Annotated in this window: 19 protein-coding genes; 13 read left to right on the top strand and 6 right to left on the bottom strand. The window is 47.9% G+C overall.

The window, feature by feature from the left end; translation table 11 throughout:
- Window positions 1-15 precede the first annotated feature (15 nt).
- Window positions 16-1,197 (bottom strand): glycoside hydrolase family 88 protein, encoded by a 1,182-nt coding sequence (locus tag MPHASIOC01_RS15400; protein ID WP_064600838.1) that lies wholly within the window; start codon window positions 1,195-1,197, stop codon window positions 16-18.
- A 273-nt stretch (window positions 1,198-1,470) separates the two neighbouring features.
- Here MPHASIOC01_RS15400 and MPHASIOC01_RS15395 point away from each other — a divergent pair, with 273 nt between their 5' ends.
- From MPHASIOC01_RS15395 to MPHASIOC01_RS15370, 6 genes are all read left to right on the top strand, one after another.
- On the top strand, window positions 1,471-2,559 hold the full coding sequence (locus tag MPHASIOC01_RS15395) for a LacI family DNA-binding transcriptional regulator (protein ID WP_064600836.1): 1,089 nt from the start codon (window positions 1,471-1,473) through the stop codon (window positions 2,557-2,559).
- A 263-nt stretch (window positions 2,560-2,822) separates the two neighbouring features.
- Complete coding sequence (locus tag MPHASIOC01_RS15390) at window positions 2,823-3,404, top strand: C40 family peptidase (protein ID WP_064601015.1); 582 nt, start codon at window positions 2,823-2,825, stop codon at window positions 3,402-3,404.
- A gap of 524 nt (window positions 3,405-3,928) precedes the next feature.
- Window positions 3,929-4,840, top strand: coding sequence for a kdo(2)-lipid IV(A) palmitoleoyltransferase (gene lpxP / locus MPHASIOC01_RS15385; RefSeq protein ID WP_064600834.1), 912 nt, complete (start codon window positions 3,929-3,931; stop codon window positions 4,838-4,840).
- Window positions 4,841-5,277: 437 nt separating this feature from the next.
- Entirely contained in the window at window positions 5,278-5,865 is a 588-nt protein-coding gene (locus MPHASIOC01_RS15380) for a sigma-70 family RNA polymerase sigma factor (RefSeq protein ID WP_353612878.1), read from the top strand.
- Window positions 5,866-5,926: 61 nt separating this feature from the next.
- Window positions 5,927-6,970 carry a permease gene (locus MPHASIOC01_RS15375; protein WP_064600830.1) on the top strand — a complete coding sequence of 348 codons (1,044 nt, stop codon included), beginning with the start codon at window positions 5,927-5,929 and terminating at the stop codon, window positions 6,968-6,970.
- A 13-nt stretch (window positions 6,971-6,983) separates the two neighbouring features.
- A complete protein-coding gene (locus MPHASIOC01_RS15370) occupies window positions 6,984-7,223 on the top strand; it encodes a thioredoxin family protein (RefSeq protein WP_064600828.1) in 240 nt (79 codons plus the stop codon).
- Between the two features lie 43 nt (window positions 7,224-7,266).
- Here MPHASIOC01_RS15370 and MPHASIOC01_RS15365 read toward each other — a convergent pair whose 3' ends face one another.
- Window positions 7,267-7,560, bottom strand: coding sequence for a YciI family protein (locus MPHASIOC01_RS15365; RefSeq protein WP_064600826.1), 294 nt, complete (start codon window positions 7,558-7,560; stop codon window positions 7,267-7,269).
- Window positions 7,561-7,931: 371 nt separating this feature from the next.
- On the opposite strand from MPHASIOC01_RS15365, the gene MPHASIOC01_RS15360 reads away from it, so the two are divergent.
- Window positions 7,932-8,387 carry a GNAT family N-acetyltransferase gene (locus MPHASIOC01_RS15360; protein WP_064601014.1) on the top strand — a complete coding sequence of 152 codons (456 nt, stop codon included), beginning with the start codon at window positions 7,932-7,934 and terminating at the stop codon, window positions 8,385-8,387.
- 5 nt (window positions 8,388-8,392) lie between these two features.
- Here MPHASIOC01_RS15360 and MPHASIOC01_RS15355 read toward each other — a convergent pair whose 3' ends face one another.
- From MPHASIOC01_RS15355 to MPHASIOC01_RS15345, 3 genes are all read right to left on the bottom strand, one after another.
- A complete protein-coding gene (locus MPHASIOC01_RS15355) occupies window positions 8,393-8,815 on the bottom strand; it encodes a hypothetical protein (protein WP_064600824.1) in 423 nt (140 codons plus the stop codon).
- Window positions 8,816-8,956: 141 nt separating this feature from the next.
- On the bottom strand, window positions 8,957-9,574 hold the full coding sequence (locus MPHASIOC01_RS15350; protein WP_064600822.1) for a DapH/DapD/GlmU-related protein: 618 nt from the start codon (window positions 9,572-9,574) through the stop codon (window positions 8,957-8,959).
- 604 nt (window positions 9,575-10,178) lie between these two features.
- The gene (locus MPHASIOC01_RS15345; RefSeq protein WP_026141915.1) at window positions 10,179-11,159 is read right to left on the bottom strand and encodes an IS5-like element IS5 family transposase; all 981 of its coding nucleotides are present in this window, start codon (window positions 11,157-11,159) and stop codon (window positions 10,179-10,181) included.
- Between MPHASIOC01_RS15345 and melB the strand changes: the two genes are divergently transcribed.
- Both melB and MPHASIOC01_RS15335 read left to right on the top strand, forming a co-directional pair.
- A complete protein-coding gene (gene melB / locus MPHASIOC01_RS15340) occupies window positions 11,158-12,507 on the top strand; it encodes a melibiose:sodium transporter MelB (protein WP_353612877.1) in 1,350 nt (449 codons plus the stop codon). The two genes, MPHASIOC01_RS15345 and melB, sit on opposite strands and share 2 nt — an antisense overlap.
- A 285-nt stretch (window positions 12,508-12,792) precedes the next feature.
- Window positions 12,793-13,104, top strand: coding sequence for a hypothetical protein (locus tag MPHASIOC01_RS15335; RefSeq protein WP_064600816.1), 312 nt, complete (start codon window positions 12,793-12,795; stop codon window positions 13,102-13,104).
- A gap of 231 nt (window positions 13,105-13,335) precedes the next feature.
- On the opposite strand, the gene MPHASIOC01_RS15330 is transcribed toward MPHASIOC01_RS15335, so the two are convergent.
- Entirely contained in the window at window positions 13,336-14,256 is a 921-nt protein-coding gene (locus MPHASIOC01_RS15330; protein ID WP_064600814.1) for a LysR family transcriptional regulator, read from the bottom strand.
- 156 nt (window positions 14,257-14,412) lie between these two features.
- Between MPHASIOC01_RS15330 and MPHASIOC01_RS15325 the strand changes: the two genes are divergently transcribed.
- The 4 genes from MPHASIOC01_RS15325 to citC all read left to right on the top strand — a co-directional run bounded on the left by MPHASIOC01_RS15325 (window position 14,413) and on the right by citC (window position 18,778).
- On the top strand, window positions 14,413-15,498 hold the full coding sequence (locus tag MPHASIOC01_RS15325; RefSeq protein ID WP_064600812.1) for a 4-oxalomesaconate tautomerase: 1,086 nt from the start codon (window positions 14,413-14,415) through the stop codon (window positions 15,496-15,498).
- Between the two features lie 75 nt (window positions 15,499-15,573).
- Window positions 15,574-16,809 (top strand): MFS transporter, encoded by a 1,236-nt coding sequence (locus MPHASIOC01_RS15320; RefSeq protein WP_064600810.1) that lies wholly within the window; start codon window positions 15,574-15,576, stop codon window positions 16,807-16,809.
- A 64-nt stretch (window positions 16,810-16,873) separates the two neighbouring features.
- Window positions 16,874-17,737, top strand: coding sequence for a fumarylacetoacetate hydrolase family protein (locus tag MPHASIOC01_RS15315; protein ID WP_353612876.1), 864 nt, complete (start codon window positions 16,874-16,876; stop codon window positions 17,735-17,737).
- 15 nt (window positions 17,738-17,752) lie between these two features.
- On the top strand, window positions 17,753-18,778 hold the full coding sequence (gene citC / locus MPHASIOC01_RS15310; RefSeq protein WP_353612875.1) for a [citrate (pro-3S)-lyase] ligase: 1,026 nt from the start codon (window positions 17,753-17,755) through the stop codon (window positions 18,776-18,778).
- Window positions 18,779-18,782: the final 4 nt, after the last annotated feature.

The raw sequence follows: 18,782 nt of genomic DNA, 5'->3' as shown, positions 1-18,782 counted from the left end.
GATGCGGGGTAAGTGTTATTTCCAGAAGAAGTCGGTATAGCCGTTGGCACGCATAAGCGCTTCCAGGTAGTAGTAATCGCCATATGGCAACATGTTGTTGCATAACCCTTCTTTCACATATGAAGCGCCTTCACTCAGCAACCCTTCTGCCTGAGGGTTACCTGCCAGGCAACACTGATCCACCAGGCTTGCGAGCATGCTGGCTCCGGCCTGTTGGTAGTGTTCCTGTTGGATTTGGTCACTACAGTGTTGGGCGATTAGTAACAAACCCGCGGCGGTGACAGCGCCTGCAGAGGAATCGCGCCAGGGGGTTTCATGGGCAGGAAGGCGGTAATCCCACAGGGGAATGCCATCATGTGGCAAATGGGCAAGAGCGTAATCCGCCAGGTGTATTGCTGTATCCAGCCACTGGGGATCGCCGGTATGCTCGAAAAGTTGTGCATAACCGTGAATGGCCCAGGCCTGGCCCCGTGACCAGCAAGAGTCATCGGCATAACCCTGAAACGTTTCCCCGCGCAGCGGTTGCTGAGTGAGTGGATCAAACAAGAAACAGTGCCAGGTGCTGTAATCTTCCCGAATGATATATTTTTTCAGTGTATGAGCATGGGCGAGAGCCGCTTCACGATAGACCGGGTTGGCAGTGCTCTCCGATGCCCAGAACAGTAGGGAGAGGTTTTGCAAAGAATCGATAATGGTACGGCCCAGAGTTTGTTCCAGCCCCAGCTCATGGTGTTCATTCCATGCCACCAGGTATTTCCCTACCCGACGAAACCGCCCGAGTAATGTATCGGCTGCTTTCAGTGCCATGGCTTTGCTGGTTTCACACCCGGTGAGTTTGTACTGCGCCACGCAAGAGAGCGAAAACTGAAACCCAAGATCGTGATCCATCCACTCGGGGTTATTCAGGAGTGTTTTGAAGTAAGGAAGGCGCATGGCTGCACTATTTCGCAAACGGCTTTCCCCGGTAACTTTGTAAGCCAGCCATAGTTGCCCGGCCCAGAAACCACACACCCAGTCCCTTGGTGGGCAAAAACGGTATTTAACACTGTTATCCAGGCCTATTTTGGGGTTCCGGTCGCCAATACGGCGGACATTATTCAGCACCGCGCAACATGCATCCTGCAATGCGTTTTCCAGTTTTTCATGAGGAACCTGAGCGGGAGTAAACAGAGAAGAGGTGGCATCAACAGCAGACATAATGTGTTCCTGTAATAAGTGAAGAGTCCATTTTTTCAGCGCAGCCAGGGTAACACTTGTCTTCAGGATCGTGTCGTGATCGTTTTCTCAGTTTTGAAAATTTTCTTGCACAGGAAAATTTTCCTGAGAATTTTACTTGTGTACAGCTGATACACATCGAGATTTATTTAAACGAATGACAAAAATGATGGAGTTGGGGTAGGATTCAGCTCAGTAACACAGCAGGAAACGACTTTTTTCAGGAAACATTTCCTTGTGGCAGGAGAATGAAGGATGCAGCCAGAGAACAAATCAAAAAAACCAACGCTGGCCGATATTGAAGCGCTGACTGGAATTTCCAAAAGTACAATTTCGCGAGTGCTCAATAACAGTAAATTTGTGACGCCTGAAATCACCACGAAAGTCATGGCGGCAATTGAAGAGACTGGTTACAAAAAAAACACCCCGAAATTACAAACAGGTATCACCATCACCCGGATTACACTGGTGGTGGGCGATTATGTCGGGCTGTCCACCGGTTTTTACTCTTACCTGATAAGCCATATCAAAGAAGAAGCACAGCGTATTCACCTGCATGTGGAACTGCTGGTATTGCATAATACTCAGAATGCTGAAGCCGTAGCGGCTCAGGTGGCAGGGCAGGAAGCTATTTTGCTTTTGGGGCTGGATACGCCAACCGTACTGAAGGTGATTCAGGCCCTGGGAATACCGGCGGTTATTATTAATGGCGCAGACTTGAATATGGTTTCTTCCTGCGTATCACCTGATTATACCCTTGGCGCAATGATGGCGACCCGGCATTTAATTGAAGCGGGCCACCGGGATATTCGTTTTATTACTGCCGGCTACCGGCACTCATTGTTTCAGCGTAAGGCGGGTTTTATGCGGGCAATGGAGCTGACGGGTACAGGTTTTGACGCCCGTTCACAGGTGCTGACGCTGGAAGATTACGCCCGTAACCAGATGCAAAATGAAGCACTGGCGGCAGAAATTGAGGCGGACCGGGCCGGTGGTGACTTTGGCGCGGCACAGGTAATCCCTCATGCGCTGTCTCATGGTGTGCTGGCAGGGGCGACTGCGTTATTTTGTGTCAGTGACATGGTGGCGATTTCGGTTATGGACTGTCTGCGCCAGGCCGGAATTGCAGTACCGGAGTCAGTTTCTGTTGTCGGGTTTGATGATTTGGCTATTTCGTCGCTGACCACGCCGCCGCTGACCACTGTGCGGACAGACTTTGCAGCATTAACCAAATCAGCTGTACATCTGCTGGTAACCGAAACTGGCCAGCAACATGATTACAGTGTCCGGATCAATACTCAGGTACATTTTGTGGCTCGTCAGTCTGTAAAAAGGTTGAAATAATAGTGAAGCACGGCGGTGTGAATTAACTATCTGGCCCGATTTCTGGGCCGTGATATATATTCATAAATTGTTTTTCTGTTCTTGCGGATTTTCCCAAATATGGAGAATCGGCAGAGTGGGGGTTGCAGACTGGTTTGGTTGTTTTGTAATCAATTGTAATGATTGCTCATTCAATGAAATGCCTTAAGCATAGTATTCCAATAATTCCTTCTTTAGGATGAATGCCACTTCTTATAATACAGCCTACTGAAAATGATAAAAAAATGATGATTTCCCGACAACCTGTTGCCATTTTTGGATTGTTATTAATGCTGTTGACGGGCTGTAGTTCACGGCCAGTTCATCAGGGAAAATATGCAAGTGATTTACAGGCAGATGATCAATTTTCCTCGCATCAACAGCCTGATTTAATTAATGTTATTGCTGCCCTGCATGATCAAATGGGCGCATGGAAAGGAACACCATATCATTGGGGGGGAACAACACTGAAAGGTGTTGATTGTTCAGGGTTTGTCTGGCGCACTCTCAAAGATCGCTTCAATATTGATATTAACCGGGTGACGACTGCGCAATTAATTCATATGGGGCACCGGGTTAGCGAGGATCAATTACAGCCGGGCGATTTAGTGTTTTTCCGTATTCACCATGAAATGCATGTCGGTTTTTATGATACCAAACACCATTTTTTGCACGCTTCTTCCAGCCGTGGGGTAATGCGCTCGTCGCTGGATAATCCTTACTGGCAAAAAGTATTTTTGGAAGGGCGACGTTTGCCTGGGGAATATGGTGCACAGATCTCTTTCAATTATGGCAATAATACTTCCGAGAAACTGGCTAACGAATAACGCGAATATTACAGCATCCGGCGCTGCAATATTACCGGGTTGTGCCGGCACTGGTATTGTATCAGGTTGCAGGTGATAGCTGGTGCAATGGATTGTCTGCCTGCTTCTTTCTTAAGGGCTTTTGCCCAATCTGCGGCCTGGGGCAGGCCCGGTAACTAAATGAGTACGGTTTGGCTGGCAGGCAATGCTGCCGGTTGTTTCTGTTGCTGAAGGTATAACCGGTAACCGCCTGGACATCATCCTGGTCTGGGTGCCAAAAAATGGAAAAAAAAGCCTGTAAGAACAGGCAATAACCGCAGGCACATTTCCCCTCCTCTTTCTTTACAAAAAATATTATCTGCATACCATAGTCAACATGATGTTTGTCAGTTACTTTAGGCACCGGAAAGACGTAGTCACTGGCAGGAATTATTTCCAGGTGGGAAAATAATCTCTGTGGACGTACCGCATAAAGACAGATGAAGAAATTCGTTTTTGCCTTACGCGTTACCAGTTTTAAACGCACTTTTATCAGGAAAAAACAAATGTCTTCAGGTTTCTGTCGTTCATTTCTTCATCCACGCTATTGGTCGCTCTGGTTTGGTCTGGGTGCCCTTTGGGTGCTGGTTCAGTTGCCATACCCTGTTCTGGTTAGAATCGGTAGCGCTTTGGGCCGGGCTTCTCGCCCATTTTTAAAACGCCGCGAACGTATCGCCCGGCGTAATATTGAATTGTGCTTCCCCAATATGGCTCAGTCTGAGCGTGAAAAGCTGGTTGAAAATAACTTTGTTTCCCTGGGAATGGGCTTAGTTGAAACCGGTATGGCCTGGTTTTGGCCTGATGCCCGTGTGCGCAAGTGGTTTGATGTGGATGGCTACGGGCACTTAGCTGCTGCTCTGGAACGCGGCAATGGTGTTATGGCGGTGGGTGTGCACTTTATGTCTCTTGAGCTCGGTGGCCGGGTGATGGGGTTATGCCGCCCGATGATGGCGACTTACCGCCCTCACAACTGTGCGGTAATGGAATGGGTGCAAACCAAAGGCCGTCTGCGTTCGAATAAGGCTATGATTGACAGGCGCAATCTGAAAGGACTGGTGGCTGCGCTGAAGAGCGGTGAAGCAGTGTGGTTTGCTCCGGATCAGGATTACGGCCCTAAAGGCAGCCTGTTTGCCCCGTTTTTCTCCGTACCTGACGCCGCCACAACAAATGGTACCTATGTACTGTCGAGGTTATCTCACGCATCCATGCTAACCATTACCATGGTGCGTAAAGCAGCCGGTAAAGGCTACCGGTTGTATATCAGCCCTGCAATGACAGACTATCCACAGGAAGACCAGGCGGCAGCCAGTTACATGAACCGGGTTATTGAACAGGAAATACTGCGTGCGCCGGAACAGTATCTGTGGGTGCACCGCCGTTTTAAAACCCGCCCGGTGGGTGGTGGTTCTTTGTACTGACAGGTAGCATTGAAACATAGTTCTGGCAGGCTTTACTGGCAGATATAACAAACCCCGGCTGGTTCCGGGGTTTCGTTTTTCTTATACCTTGCTTATAACGCTCTTAACTGTTTTATTAATTGTCCCGCTTCCTGAATAACCACTTCTTTGTAAGGTAAACAGACACATTCAAGTGAGATTGCTCCCTGGTAACCTCTGTTGTGAATGCCTGAAAGGTGCGGTGAACTGCCGGGCCGGGTGAACACCTGGAAAATGCAATGCCCATTGCAAGCTCTGCCATTTCTATGCAAATAAGATCACATTTTTTCAGTTTTTGTGCACCTGAGCAACTGTTGTACTGTGAGTGGGGAAAAATGGCAGGAATGCGTGTAGCTGAACAGTTTGCCATTTATCCTGACCGTATTCTGCTATCACCCTGAGTGTTGAAGAGATGCGCTATGCCCTGCGTCCAACGTTGTGTTCCACCATGCCTTACTGCGTCATGGGGCAGTGTTGCGAATGAGCTTCGCCGCTGGTTGTTGGCGCGGCTGCCTGCACAAACCAGTGTGGATGATGTGATGCAGGAAGTCTTTCTTCGAGCGCTTTCCACCCAGGAAAATTTCTGTACGGTACAAAACCCGCGTGCCTGGTTTTATCAGGTTGCGCGCCATTACCTGGCCGATACATACCGGCGTGGCAGGCACTTTATCCCGCTGGAGCAGGTTGTGGAAGGTGAACCTGCCGCCCCGGAAGCCGTGGACAAGGCGGTAATTGACCAACTGGCTCAACAATGCCTGCCTCGGGTGCTCAGCGAACTGGCGGAAGCGGACAGCGATATCGTTCGCTATTGCGACCTGCAAGGGATGACGGTTGCCGAATATGCCGTAACACATCAGTTATCGCTTCCTGCTGCGAAATCCCGCTTGTTACGAGCCCGGCAGCGTTTGTACCAGTTGATGCGTAAAAAGTGCCAGGTACAGACCGACCCAACCGGCGCTGTATGCCAGTTTGTTCCACGCGATGCATCCTCTTCCTTAATAAAATAATCTGCATCCTTTTCTGCTCTGCTGCGTCTTCTTACCAGGAAGCCAGAATGAGGAGAGAAAAATGTGCCATTCAGTGTTGTTACAGCGCGCGTTGCTGCGCTGGCCTGCCATTGTGCTGCTGGTGGGCGGTGTGGTGTGGGTGGCGCTGTATAGCCTGCTGTATCCGCTTTCTGTAGCACTGCTTTCGTTATTGCCTGTTGACCAGCGCAGCCCGGCAGGGCAGGCGCTGCAATTTTTCCTCTACGATACGCCCAAAGTGTTGCTGTTACTGACCGGGGTGGTGTTTGTGATGGGGATGGTGAACAGTTATTTCACGCCAGAGAGAACCCGTGCGGTGCTCGCACGGCCCGGTGTGATTGGTTCACATATTCTGGCCGCATTGCTGGGTGTGGTGACACCTTTCTGCTCCTGCTCTGCGGTTCCGTTGTTTATTGGGTTTGTGCAGGCAGGGATCCCACTTGGGGTGACATTTTCCTTTCTCATTGCAGCACCCATGGTTAACGAAGTAGCGCTGGTTTTATTGTTTGGCCTGTTTGGCTGGCAAATTGCACTGCTGTATTTAGTGATGGGCCTGGCTGTTGCCATGGTCAGTGGCTGGGTTATTGGCAAGCTCAATATGACACTTTATCTCGAAGACTGGGTGCGGGAGATGCCCCGCGTTGATACCCACATGGCCCGTGAAACATTCCTGCTGGTTGAATTGATTAAACAAGGAGCCCGGGCTGTGCGAGAAATCGTAGGGCGAGTCTGGCCTTTCATTTTGGCGGGGATAGCTGCTGGCGCTCTGATTCATGGTTATGTGCCAGAAAACATGATGGTGAGCATCATGGGGAAACAGGCCTGGTGGTCCATCCCTCTCGCAGTGGCAGCGGGCGTACCGATGTATGCCAATGCGGCAGGGATCCTGCCTGTGGTTCAGGCCTTACTCGCCAAAGGTGCAGCATTAGGCACGGTACTGGCCTTTATGATGAGTGTTACGGCCTTGTCACTTCCTGAAATGGTGATTTTACGCAAAGTGCTGAAACTGCGCTTAATTGCCACATTCACGGGCGTGGTTGCCTGTGGGATTGTATTAGTCGGTTATGTATTTAATGCACTGTTTTAACAGGAGATAACAGATGAAAAACATCAAGGTGTTAGGTTCCGGATGTGCTAATTGCCGCAAGACCTGTCAGGTGATTGAAGAGGTTGCCTTTGATGCCGGGGAAACCATTCAACTGGAAAAAGTGGATGCCATTGAAGAAATTGCCCGCTATGGCATTTTACGTACGCCTGGCGTGGTGATGGATGGCAAAGTAGTGCATAGCGGTGGTGTGCCTGAGCGTGAAAAAGTGGCGCAATGGTTTGCTCACCATTAGCCCGGCAGGCGAGGCAGGGCAATTGCCCGCTTCGCCTGTGTTATTACAACAGTGTTTTTAGTGCCTCTGCGCACATGCTGGGTTCGAAAGCAGTAATGACCGTTTCTACCAGGTTATTTTGGGAAAAGGGATCGTGGCGCAATCTTTCAAGGAGTAATTCTTTGCTGGCACACTGTGCCAGAATAACACCACCCACCCGGGGAACCTGACGGCCTGATGCCAGAAATACCCCATCGGCATAACCCTGTTTCAACCATTCAATATGTGCCGGAATATGGGCATCAACCTCTTCCAGAGGTTTGATATATGTTAATGTCACTACATACAGTATCGTCATTGCTGTTTCTCTGTCCTTTGGCATAAAACATTTATCTTACTGCAAACTTAAGAACAACGGGTGCTGAATATTTGTAGCGACCAGTCTGTATTATATGGCTTCTACTGCAGTGAAATTTCAGTGTATTAGGAAAGTCTGATATAAGTTATATCCTTTAATGAACCATGCTGCTAAGGGTAAATAATGAAATTACGCCCTTTAGCGCTGGTTTTGGAGGGGGGTGTCTGCGGCCTGGCTCTGGCTTACGGTGCCAGAAAAAGCCCAAAAACAGGCACAAGCCAGGTGGTTTTGCGACATACTTTTCTGGTTTGTGTCTTGTGTTGGGCTCTGGCTCAATGTTATTAATGGAAGTGATAATCAGTGAGATTTTTATGGACAGAACAGAAATAACGATTGCCGGAAAAGCTGATTTACCTGAGTTATGCCAGTTATTTAACCAGGCACGAGCAGAAGGTGATGTATTTACCAGTAAACACTACACCGACAGTGAGTTCGCGCAGTTAATTACTGGCGAACAGGTATTTGTTGCCCGCCTTTCTGGTTCGGTTGCCGGGTTTGCTGCTGTATGGCTGCCAGATACTTTTCTTCATCATTTGTATGTTTCACCTGCTTGCCAGCATATGGGGGTGGGCACTGCATTACTGGAACACTGCTTGTGTGAAGTGGGCGAGACACTTTCGCTGAAATGCCTCGTGGCTAATATTACAGCCTGCCAGTTTTATGAAAAGCGGGGTTTTGTGAAGCGGGGGAAAGGGCTAAGCCCTGAAGGCCGCTATATTCTGTATGCCAGAACGCCGTTCGCGGCCATCAGGGGACTCAGAGAGTAACCGGGTTATTCACTGATTTTCTTTTTCAGTTTTTCCGCGCCGTTTTTGGTGGCATCCCACCCTTTTTCGGCACCTTCTTTGGTTGCGTCCCAACCTTTCTCGGTGGTGGCTTTGGTTTTATCCCAGCCTTTTTCCGCACCTTCTTTAGTGGCATCCCAGCCTTTTTCGGTACCCTCTTTGGTTTTATTCCAGGCTTTTTGCGAATCTTCGCTGACTTTGCTGCTCAGCGTGTCACTTTTGCCTTCAGCGGCATGTTTGGATTTAAGCTTCAGCTCATCGCCCTTGTCTTGTGCCTGATGCAGTTTTTCCTTCGCGGTATCTGCACCCTCGTGTGCCGCGGCAACGGTTTCGTCAGTTGCGTGTGTTGTTGCGGCAAAAACGGGAGATGCCAGCAAAAGCGCAGAGAATGCCATCACTGTTTTTTTCATCACTTCCTCACTAAACATGATCAGTACATGAGTATTCAGGAGTATGGCGTAATGAAATCTGTGATGCATTAGGAATAAACCCTAATTCAATCATCGGGTTTACTGGATACCTCTGGGGAATGCGTTGAACTGGCTCTGGTTTTACGCCTGCCACTTAGCACAGAATGCTTCAATATTTTCACTCTGAAAGTCTGCCAGATGCTCAATAATGGTATCCAGCGGCCAGTTCCACCAGGCTATTTGTTGTAACTGTTGTGCCGTTTCCGGGGCAAAGCGCGAGCGAATAACTTTGGCCGGAACGCCACCCACCACGGTATAAGCCGCCACATCTTTGCTGACAACCGCTCCGGCGGCAATAACTGCGCCATCACCAATAGTGACACCCGGCAGCACAATGGCGCCATGACCAATCCAGACATCATTACCAATAATGACCGTCGCGGCGCGGCGGCGGGCAAAGAATGCATGGTCTCGTTCTGCGTGCGGAGAATAGTACTCCGGGCAGTAGGTGATGCGGTGCTGAGCTGGCCTGGACATTGGGTGATTGGGTGCCCCAATTCGTACCTGGTTGGCAATCGCCGTGAATTTCCCTATTGCCGCATCGGCAACGGTACAATACTCACCAATATATGAAAAATCCCCTAATGTGCTGTATTCCATGGTGGTTGCAGCCAGAATTTCGCATTGCTGGCCGGTTTGGCATTCACGCATGCGTACACTGGGGTCAATAAAGGTTGTTGCGAGTTTAACGGGTTTCATTCTGGTTATGTGCTCATTTTTGTGTGTGCGGCCCTGGCAGTGTAGCCAGGGGCTGTGTCGGTAACATGACAGGCATCAGTGCAGACATAATGGTGTGAATAAAAGGAATACTGGCCCGCAATTATTGCTGCCGCCACCCTTTGCAGGTACTGGCAATCTATTACCAATATTTGATAGCCAAAACTTATTTTTCTTCCTGGCCGATGGGTTAAAAAAAAGCGCAATCTCTCATTTTTAGATTTCAAATGTAAGCGTTTCCACAGAGAGGGGATCGGTCACAGTAATAAAAAAGCAGGGAGTTAATATTGGTATCTGATTAACCATGGTGAAACATCATTATCTGGTGTTTTGGCTAAAAGAAAATGAGTACCTGTATTGAGGAATGCATATGTCAGAAGGGATTACTCTGCAAACTAAATTATCATATGGTCTTGGTGCATTAGGGAAGGACTTTGCTTGGGAAGGTGCGAATAAGCGGGGAAATTCTTCTCGGCTGACTCAGTCATTTCATTTCTTCATGTTTGAGCCGTTTTTTCTCCCGTAAATGCCTTGAATCAGCCTATTTAGACCGTTTCTTCGCCATTTAAGGCGTTATTCCCAGTTTTTAGTGAGATCTCTCCCACTGACGTATCATTTGGTCCGCCCGAAACAGGTTGGCCAGCGTGAATAACATCGCCAGTTGGTTATCGTTTTTCAGCAACCCCTTGTATCTGGCTTTCACGAAGCCGAACTGTCGCTTGATGATGCGAAATGGGTGCTCCACCTTGGCCCGGATGCTGGCTTTCATGTATTCGATGTTGATGGCCGTTTTGTTCTTGCGTGGATGCTGTTTCAAGGTTCTTACCTTGCCGGGGCGCTCGGCGATCAGCCAGTCCACATCCACCTCGGCCAGCTCCTCGCGCTGTGGCGCCCCTTGGTAGCCGGCATCGGCTGAGACAAATTGCTCCTCTCCATGCAGCAGATTACCCAGCTGATTGAGGTCATGCTCGTTGGCCGCGGTGGTGACTAGGCTGTGGGTCAGGCCACTCTTGGCATCGACACCAATGTGGGCCTTCATGCCAAAGTGCCACTGATTGCCTTTCTTGGTCTGATGCATCTGCGGATCGCGTTGCTGCTCTTTGTTCTTGGTCGAGCTGGGTGCCTCAATGATGGTAGCATCGACCAAGGTGCCTTGAGTCATCATGACGCCTGCTTCGGCCAGCCAGCGATTGATGGTCTTGAACAATTGGCGGGCCAGTTGATGCTGCTCCAGCAGGTGGCGGAAATTCATGATGGTGGTGCGGTCCGGCAAGGCGCTATCCAGGGATAACCGGGCAAACAGACGCATGGAGGCGATTTCGTACAGAGCATCTTCCATCGCGCCATCGCTCAGGTTGTACCAATGCTGCATGCAGTGAATGCGTAGCATGGTTTCCAGCGGATAAGGTCGCCGGCCATTACCAGCCTTGGGATAAAACGGCTCGATGACTTCCACCATGTTTTGCCATGGCAGAATCTGCTCCATGCGGGACAAGAAAATCTCTTTTCTGGTCTGACGGCGCTTACTGCTGAATTCACTGTCGGCGAAGGTGAGCTGATGACTCATGATGAACCCTTTTTCATGGCTCCAGATGACAAACATGATCTCATATCAGGGACTTGTTCGCACCTTCCCTTGTGCACCTGTTTATATTTTTTTGATGTTTTACTTTACCGATGTAGCAGGGTTATCTGCCGCTTTTGTCGGGACGGTTTTTTTAGCAGCACGTATTATTGATGCTATTACAGATCCTGTTATGGGTATGATTGTGGATAATACACGTTCAAAATACGGTAAGTTTCGGCCATGGATTGTCATTGGTACCCTTTTGAATGCTGTGGTATTTATTGGCCTGTTCAGTACTCACCTTTTCGAAGGTACCACACTTTATATCTATGCCGCAGCGGCTTACATTCTGTGGGGGTTGACTTATACCATTATGGATATCCCTTACTGGTCAATGATCCCTGCATTGTCTGCATCCCGCCGGGAACGTGAAAAGTTTGTGGTATGGCCCCGTTTGTTTGCCAGCCTGGCCTGGTTTATCACTGGGGCTTATGGTTTACATATTGTCGGCAAATTGGGCAAAGGTGACCAGGGCGACGGTTTTTTAAATGTTGCTTTGCTGATTGCGGTGATGTTTATTATGAGTGCATTTTTAATTGCGCGAAATGTAAAAGAAACAATCAAAGCTGAGCCAGATGAATCAGCAGAAAAATTTAATTTTAAAGATGTTTTTAATATCATTGGTAAAAATGATCAACTGAAAGCGTTAATCGGTTCTGTATTGTTTTTTCAGATAGCCAACTTGTTAGTTGGCGGGTTTGCTATTTATTATTTCTCTTATGCGATTGGTAATGCGGAATTATTCCCGGTTTATATGATGGTGGCTGGTGCCGCTGAGGTTGCTGGTGTGTTTCTGTTCCCCCGGATAGCTTCTTTTTTCCCGCGTAAGCATTTGTGGTTTATGGCCTGCGGCTTCCCTGTTTTGTCCTGCCTGCTCTTGTTTGCGATGGGAATAATTTCACCAGCGAATGTTTTGCTTATTGGGCTGGCTGGAGCTGCAATTAAATTTGGTGTAGGGATTGCAAACGCACTCCAGACAGTAATGCTGGCCGATGTTGTTGACTACGGGGAAAGTAAGACTGGGCGTCGGAGTGAAAGTGTTATTTTTTCAGTTCAAACCATGCTGGTGAAATTCGCTGGTGCAGCGGGTGGGTTTATCGTTGGTATCGGGTTGTCGGTAGTGGGTTACCAGCCCGGCGTTGAACAGGCTCCTGCTACCATTGTGGGGCTGGAGTTCATGATGATTGGTTTGCCGACGATTTTGATGCTGGCAAGCAGTGTGATTTATCGCCGTTACTACCGGTTGCATGACGGTTTTATTCACGCCAGGGAGAGTAACGCCTGTTAATGCGGGTATTATACCTCTGCCAGCAGGTTATTTTATGCTGGCTGGAATTTTATTTATTATAAATCAATGAATTGAATAAATATTGACCAGGTTGCATAGCTGCCCTGGTCATTTGAACAAAGCACGGCATTTATTTCCGCACAGTGTGGTTAACTTACCCATTAGCGCCATTACTGCCCAGGTGAAATGCCTGCACTCTGGCTTGAATTTATTTGCGATAGCATCAGTTACCGTTATGGGGATTACTGTACACTGAGAACTTAACTTGCCAACGGACGCTATCCTATGAAAGACACAAAAATGATTTCTATCGACCAGTTCAGTGCCGATGAACGCCTGGTGGTTGAGGACACGCTGCAAGGGTTGATACAGAAATACCGCGAGCGCACTGGCAAAGAGCCGGATGGCAAGAAAGAGAAAGAGCTGACTGCCGAGGCCCGGCAACAGGTGATGTCTGTGAAGCTGGAAAAAGAGAAAGCGCAGGCTGAAAAAATGAAGAAAAAACCGGTGCGCCGCAAGAAACCTGAATCACTGAAAGAGAGTGAAGTGAGTGAGTTCAACTGGTCGGCTTCAGTGGCGAAGGGAAGGCGGCGGTAATCGTACTGTTTTGGTGGCGGTGCATCCCTGGCCTGCAACACTGAGGTTGATTTATTGGCAGCGGCAACATGGATGGGTTCAGCCAGTTTAAGCTTTTTATTACGGCATTTGGGCGATGCGGGTTTGTGGCTTCTGGCTGATAGCAATGAACTGCCCTGCCTGCGGCTGCGGGTTCAGTATTGACTCATTGTGCTGTGTCAGTTCTCGCGGGGTCTGCTCGCCCCGCTTTTTTCAGACTCCGCCAATCCAAAGGTTTTTCTCCTCTTCCGACCACAAGTGGAGAAGCATTTCCCTGAATTTTTCCGCCGCTGTGCTCATCGTATTGCCTCTTTTGAGAACCAGTCCAAGCGTTCTTCTTATCACCGGATCAACCAGGGGACGACTGACGAGAGTGTGATGTTCTTCCATGGGCATCGCAAGTTTCGGCACGACTGCAACGCCAAGACCTGCTTCAACCATACCTAGCGATGTGGACAGATGTCTGACTTCGTAAAACCAGTTTGGCTTCCACTCTAATGATTCCAGTGCGCTATCTATCAATAATCGGTTGCCACTCGATCGGCGTACCCCAATCAATTTTGCATCAGACAATTCATTCCAGCTAATGAGTTCCTTTTTTGCCAGTTCATGATCATTTCTGCAGGCTAAAACAAACGGCTCATTTACCAGTGGGGTGAAGTCGATATTTGAATGTGTGATGTTTATCATATTTATGCCGAAATCAGCATCACCATTTAGTACGGCCTCAAGACAATCATTGGCACCGTGCTCAAGAATACGAAACCGAATATTTGGGTAGAGATTGTTGTAATCTTTAATTACCGAAGGTAAAAAATAGAAGGCTGCTGTCGGCAGGCAGGAAATCGTTATCATCCCACTTTGATGAGTCGCCATTTCTTTTATGCCAAAAATGGATGATTCATAAAAATCTAGTAAATTCTTAGCCTTGGGTAAAAAACTACGACCTACCGCAGTCAATTTTACTCGTCGTGTGGTTCGCTCAAATAACGGCGTACCCAGATTTTCCTCCAGCTTCTTTACTCTTCTTGTTAATGCAGGTTGTGAAACATGTAAAACCTGTGATGCAGTGGTAAAACAACCAATTTCTGCAATTTTTACAAAGGCTTGAATACCCTGGAGCTCATGGAGCATTTCTCATTATTCCTGTTGTGGTTATACAACAAACTCTAATGGATATTTTATTAATACGCAAAACGCATGAATCGCTGTTTTTTTGGCATTAGAAGTATCTATTCGTCTGTGGAACACTTCCTGCCAATGATTAGCACCTAAGCAGAGAAACTCAACATGTTCCAAATTCCTTGCGTATTAATGCGCGGTGGCACATCAAAAGGCCCTGTGATTCTGGCCAGCGATCTGCCTGCCGATACCAAAGCACGCGATGCTGTTTTGTTAGCGTTGATGGGGGCCGGGCATGAGCTGGAAATAGACGGTATTGGTGGCGGAAGTCCGCAAACCAGTAAAGTGGCTATCGTCAGTAAATCAGCAAGCCCGGATGCCGATATTGATTATTTATTTGCGCAGGTCATGGTCAAAGAACGACGCGTAGATACGATGCCCAACTGCGGTAATATGTTGTGCGCTGTCGGGCCGTTCGCCATTGAAAAAGGGTTAGTCGCAGCCCAGAATTCGGTCACAACGGTTCGTGTGCGTAACGTGAACACCAATACCTTTATTGATGTTCAGGTGCAGACACCAGGCGGCCGGGTCAGTTATGAAGGAGATACCCATATTGATGGCGTGCCGGGTAAGGCTGCACCGCTCAGCCTGACTTTTTTAAATTCCGCTGGTTGTAAAACCGGGAAATTACTTCCAACAGGGAATGTTGTTGACATAATTGATGGTGTTGAGGTGACTTGCATCGATATGGCAATGCCTATGGTATTGATTGATGCACGAAGTCTGAATAAAACAGGCAATGAATTACCGGCTGAGCTGGATGCTGACAAAGCTTTTATGACTCAACTGGAAAACCTGCGTTGTAAAGCTGGGTTGGCGATGGGATTTGGAGATGTATCGGGCATGGTTATCCCTAAACCAGTATTACTGAGCTCGCCAACTGCGGGTGGGACGATAAAAGTCAGATACTTTATGCCACATAATTGCCATAAATCCCTGGCTATCACCGGTTCTATTGGAATTTCTACTGCGACGATTATTCCAGGGACAGTAGCGAATAAAATTACTAATAATAACTCTGTTTACGAACATACTGAAATTGTTGATATTGAACATCCAAGTGGAAAAATTTCCGTTTCTCTGCTTCGTGGCAGTGAAATAGAAGATACGCGGGCCGCTGTCATCAGAACTACACGCAAGTTATTTGAAGGTAACGTGTGTATACCCGATGTGGCCTTAACTGAAACTGTTTAATTTATTATCCGAATTCACACAATACTATTTTAAAATGTGAAACCCTACCTATGAAATAATTAAGCCGAGGACCCTATGGCTAATAATAATGCAACTGGAAGTGAAAGCGTGATGAGCGCTAAGTCTATTCGTATAACAATAGCTATGGCATTATCGGGGTTGATTGAACTGGCCTCGTTGTTCTTCATTCAACCATTGATGCCGGAATTATCTATTAACTACCATGTTCCGGTACAACATGTAAGTATTATTTTGTCAGCCAAAACTGCATTTATGGCAGTAGGTCTGCTTTTCACCGGTTCGTTGGCAGATTATTTTGGCAGAAAGCAGTTAATCATAGGCTCGCTAGTTTTGGGGGGCATGTTGACATTGCTATGTCCGTTGGTGCACTCCTGGACCGCATTGGTACTTATTCAGGCGACAACAGGTTTGGCATTGTGTGGGATTGCCGCTGCGGCCACTGCTTATATTAGTGAAGAAGTTGCTCCTGTGGTTGCCGGTGTGGTGACGGGGTATTTTGTGTTTGGCAATTCAATTGGCGGTATGTCTGGTCGTATCGTGGCAAGCCAGTTAATGGGGAATGTATCTCTTGATGCTATCTTCTACGGTTTTGGTGTTTGTTTACTTATTGCCTCGGTGGTAGTTTCTCTTTTGTTACCCGCATCGAAAAACTTCACACCGACACCGAGTCTGAATGTGTTAAAAATTGTTAAAGAAGGTGTTGTGCACTTTAAAAATAAGAATCTTGCAATGGCATTTGTGATCGGATTTATTATTTTTGGGGTGTTTACTTCTCTGTACAATTATCTTGCCTTTTTCCTGAAAGGTGAGCCTTTTCATATCTCACCAGTCCATGCTGGACTGTTATCATTTAGTTTTGCTCTGAGCTTCTTTACTGCGCCACAAGCAGGAAAGTTATCTATAAAATATGGCAGCATGAAAGTATTGCGTGCATTGCTGATAACAATGGCTATCGGGATGTTGTTAACGTTAATGCCAAATGTGTATGTCTTTATTGCTGGTTCTGTCATCTTCACCGCATGTTTTTTTGGTTGCCATTCCGTAGGGCTGAGCTGGGTAAGTAAAAATGCATCTCATGCTCGTGCCCAGGCTGTTGCGCTGTATTTGTTCTTCTATTATATGGGCGGAGCTACAGTTGGTTTTATCAATGGCTTTGTTTTCCACTTTACCGGCTGGAAAGGAATGACTGTTTTAATTGTTATTTTATTAGCCATCGGTGCTTTAGTGGCAACCTGGATGGATGCAACCCATAAGTCTAAAACTGCTCTGGTTGCAGCTGAGAATAAATAGATATTGTTTACGTAACTCGCTGTGCGGGCATCAGGTGTACAGCGAGGAAAATAAAGGTATTCATATGAAACTGGCAAATTACATTCATGCAGGGCGTAAAAGCTACGGTATTTATACCGATGCGGGAATTATTGACCTTGAAAGCCGTATCGGAAATATATATCCCACGCTGAAAGATTTTTTGGCTGCTAGTTTTATTAGTATTGCCCAGCAATATAGTCGGGCACCTGTGGATTTAAGCGAAAACGACGTTCAGTTTTTGCCGGTCATTGATGAGCCCGGTAAAATTCTTTGCGTTGGTATGAACTATGCCGATAAACGCAAAGAATTTGATCAGCATAATCCGGCACCCACACTGTTTGTGCGTTTCCCTGATTCACAAACTGGGCATAACACACCAGTACTGAAGCCACGTCTTTCCAGTGAGTTCGACTATGAAGGCGAACTGGCGGTCATTATTGGCAAGGGCGGCGAACATATTCGTGCGGATGTCGCACTTTCTCATGTGGCCGGATATAGCTGTTACATGGACGGTTCTGCGAGAGACTGGCAGCACAGCTGGTTTACCGCTGGTAAAAACTGGCGCAAAACCGGGGCATTCGGGCCCTGCATAACCACCACGGATGAAATTCCCGATCCCCATCAGCTGGCTATCCGCACCTGGCTTAACGGCAAAATGGTTCAGGAAGATACGACAGCCAGTATGATCCATCGGGTTGCAAACCTTATTGAATACATCAGTACATTTACTTCTCTGAGCACTGGCGATGTCATCATCACAGGGTCGCCAGGCGGCGTGGGTAAAAAACGCAATCCTCCGCTTTTTATGTATGCGGGAGACCGGATTGAAGTTGAAATTGAACGCATTGGACGTCTGAGCAACATCATTATGGATGCCCCGCAATATGAAATGGCGGAATCTCTGTAACCGGGGCGGTGTGGTATGACAGAACTGACTCTCACTTTCAGCGTTACCGACCTCCAGCGCTACCCTCAACGAGCGGAGCCTGCTCGTCAGCTACTTGCTGATAGCGGGCTGGGTATGGACTGCGATATTCACTGGATGGTGGAAGCTCGCAGAGGGGGAGAATTGGTAGGCTGCGCGGGGCTTGTCGACAACGTTATCAAGTGTGTTGCCGTCAGTGAAAAGTTACGCGGGGAAAATCTCAGCGCACGTTTGCTCAGCGAAGTACAAAATTTGGCGCTGTCCCACGGTTATTTTCACCTGTTTCTCTGTACCCGGCCCTGTAATCGTGAGCGCTTTCAGCGCAGTGGGTTCTGGCCAGTGGCGCAAAGCGGCGAAAATGCGATTCTGATGGAAAACACACCACGGGGGATTCAGCGTTACTGTCAGAGCCTGTCCGCATTCAGACAACCCGGTACACATATTGGCGCTATTGTGATGAACGCGAACCCTTTTACTAAAGGGCATCGCTATTTGGTCGAACAGGCTGCTTTTAGCTGTGACTGGCTTCATGTTTTTGTGGTACGTGAAGATGCCTCTTTTATTCCTTTTGCTGATCGCCTGGCAATGGTCAAGAACGGCGTCTCGGGGTTGCCAAATGTAACCGTGCACCCAGGTTCGGACTACGTGATTTCACGGGCCACCTTTCCTGCCTATTTTCTGAAAGATACCGGGAAAGTTCAGCGTGCATGGAGTGAGATTGATGTCCTGATTTTCCGCGATGCAATAGCGCCAGCATTAGGGATCACACACCGTTTTGTGGGATCCGAACCTTTTTGCAAGATAACCCGACAATACAACCAGAAGCTGCACAGCCTTCTGCGCGGGTATATCACCGTGGTGGAATTACCGCGTATTAAAGCAGACGGACAGGCTATATCTGCTTCAGAAGTTCGCCGTTTACTGAAGACAGAACAATTTTCTCGTCTTCGGGACATCGTTCCGGAGACAACTTTTACACACCTTGTCGCTCGCTATGCGGCGGCGAAGATAGTAGTGGCTTAATACC

Origin of the sequence: Mangrovibacter phragmitis (genome assembly GCF_040429585.1) — a bacterium.
GTDB classification, from domain to species: Bacteria; Pseudomonadota; Gammaproteobacteria; order Enterobacterales; family Enterobacteriaceae; genus Mangrovibacter; species Mangrovibacter phragmitis.
The sequence above is the reverse complement of the archived record's forward strand: the minus strand, read 5'-3'. Positions and strand labels throughout refer to the sequence as shown.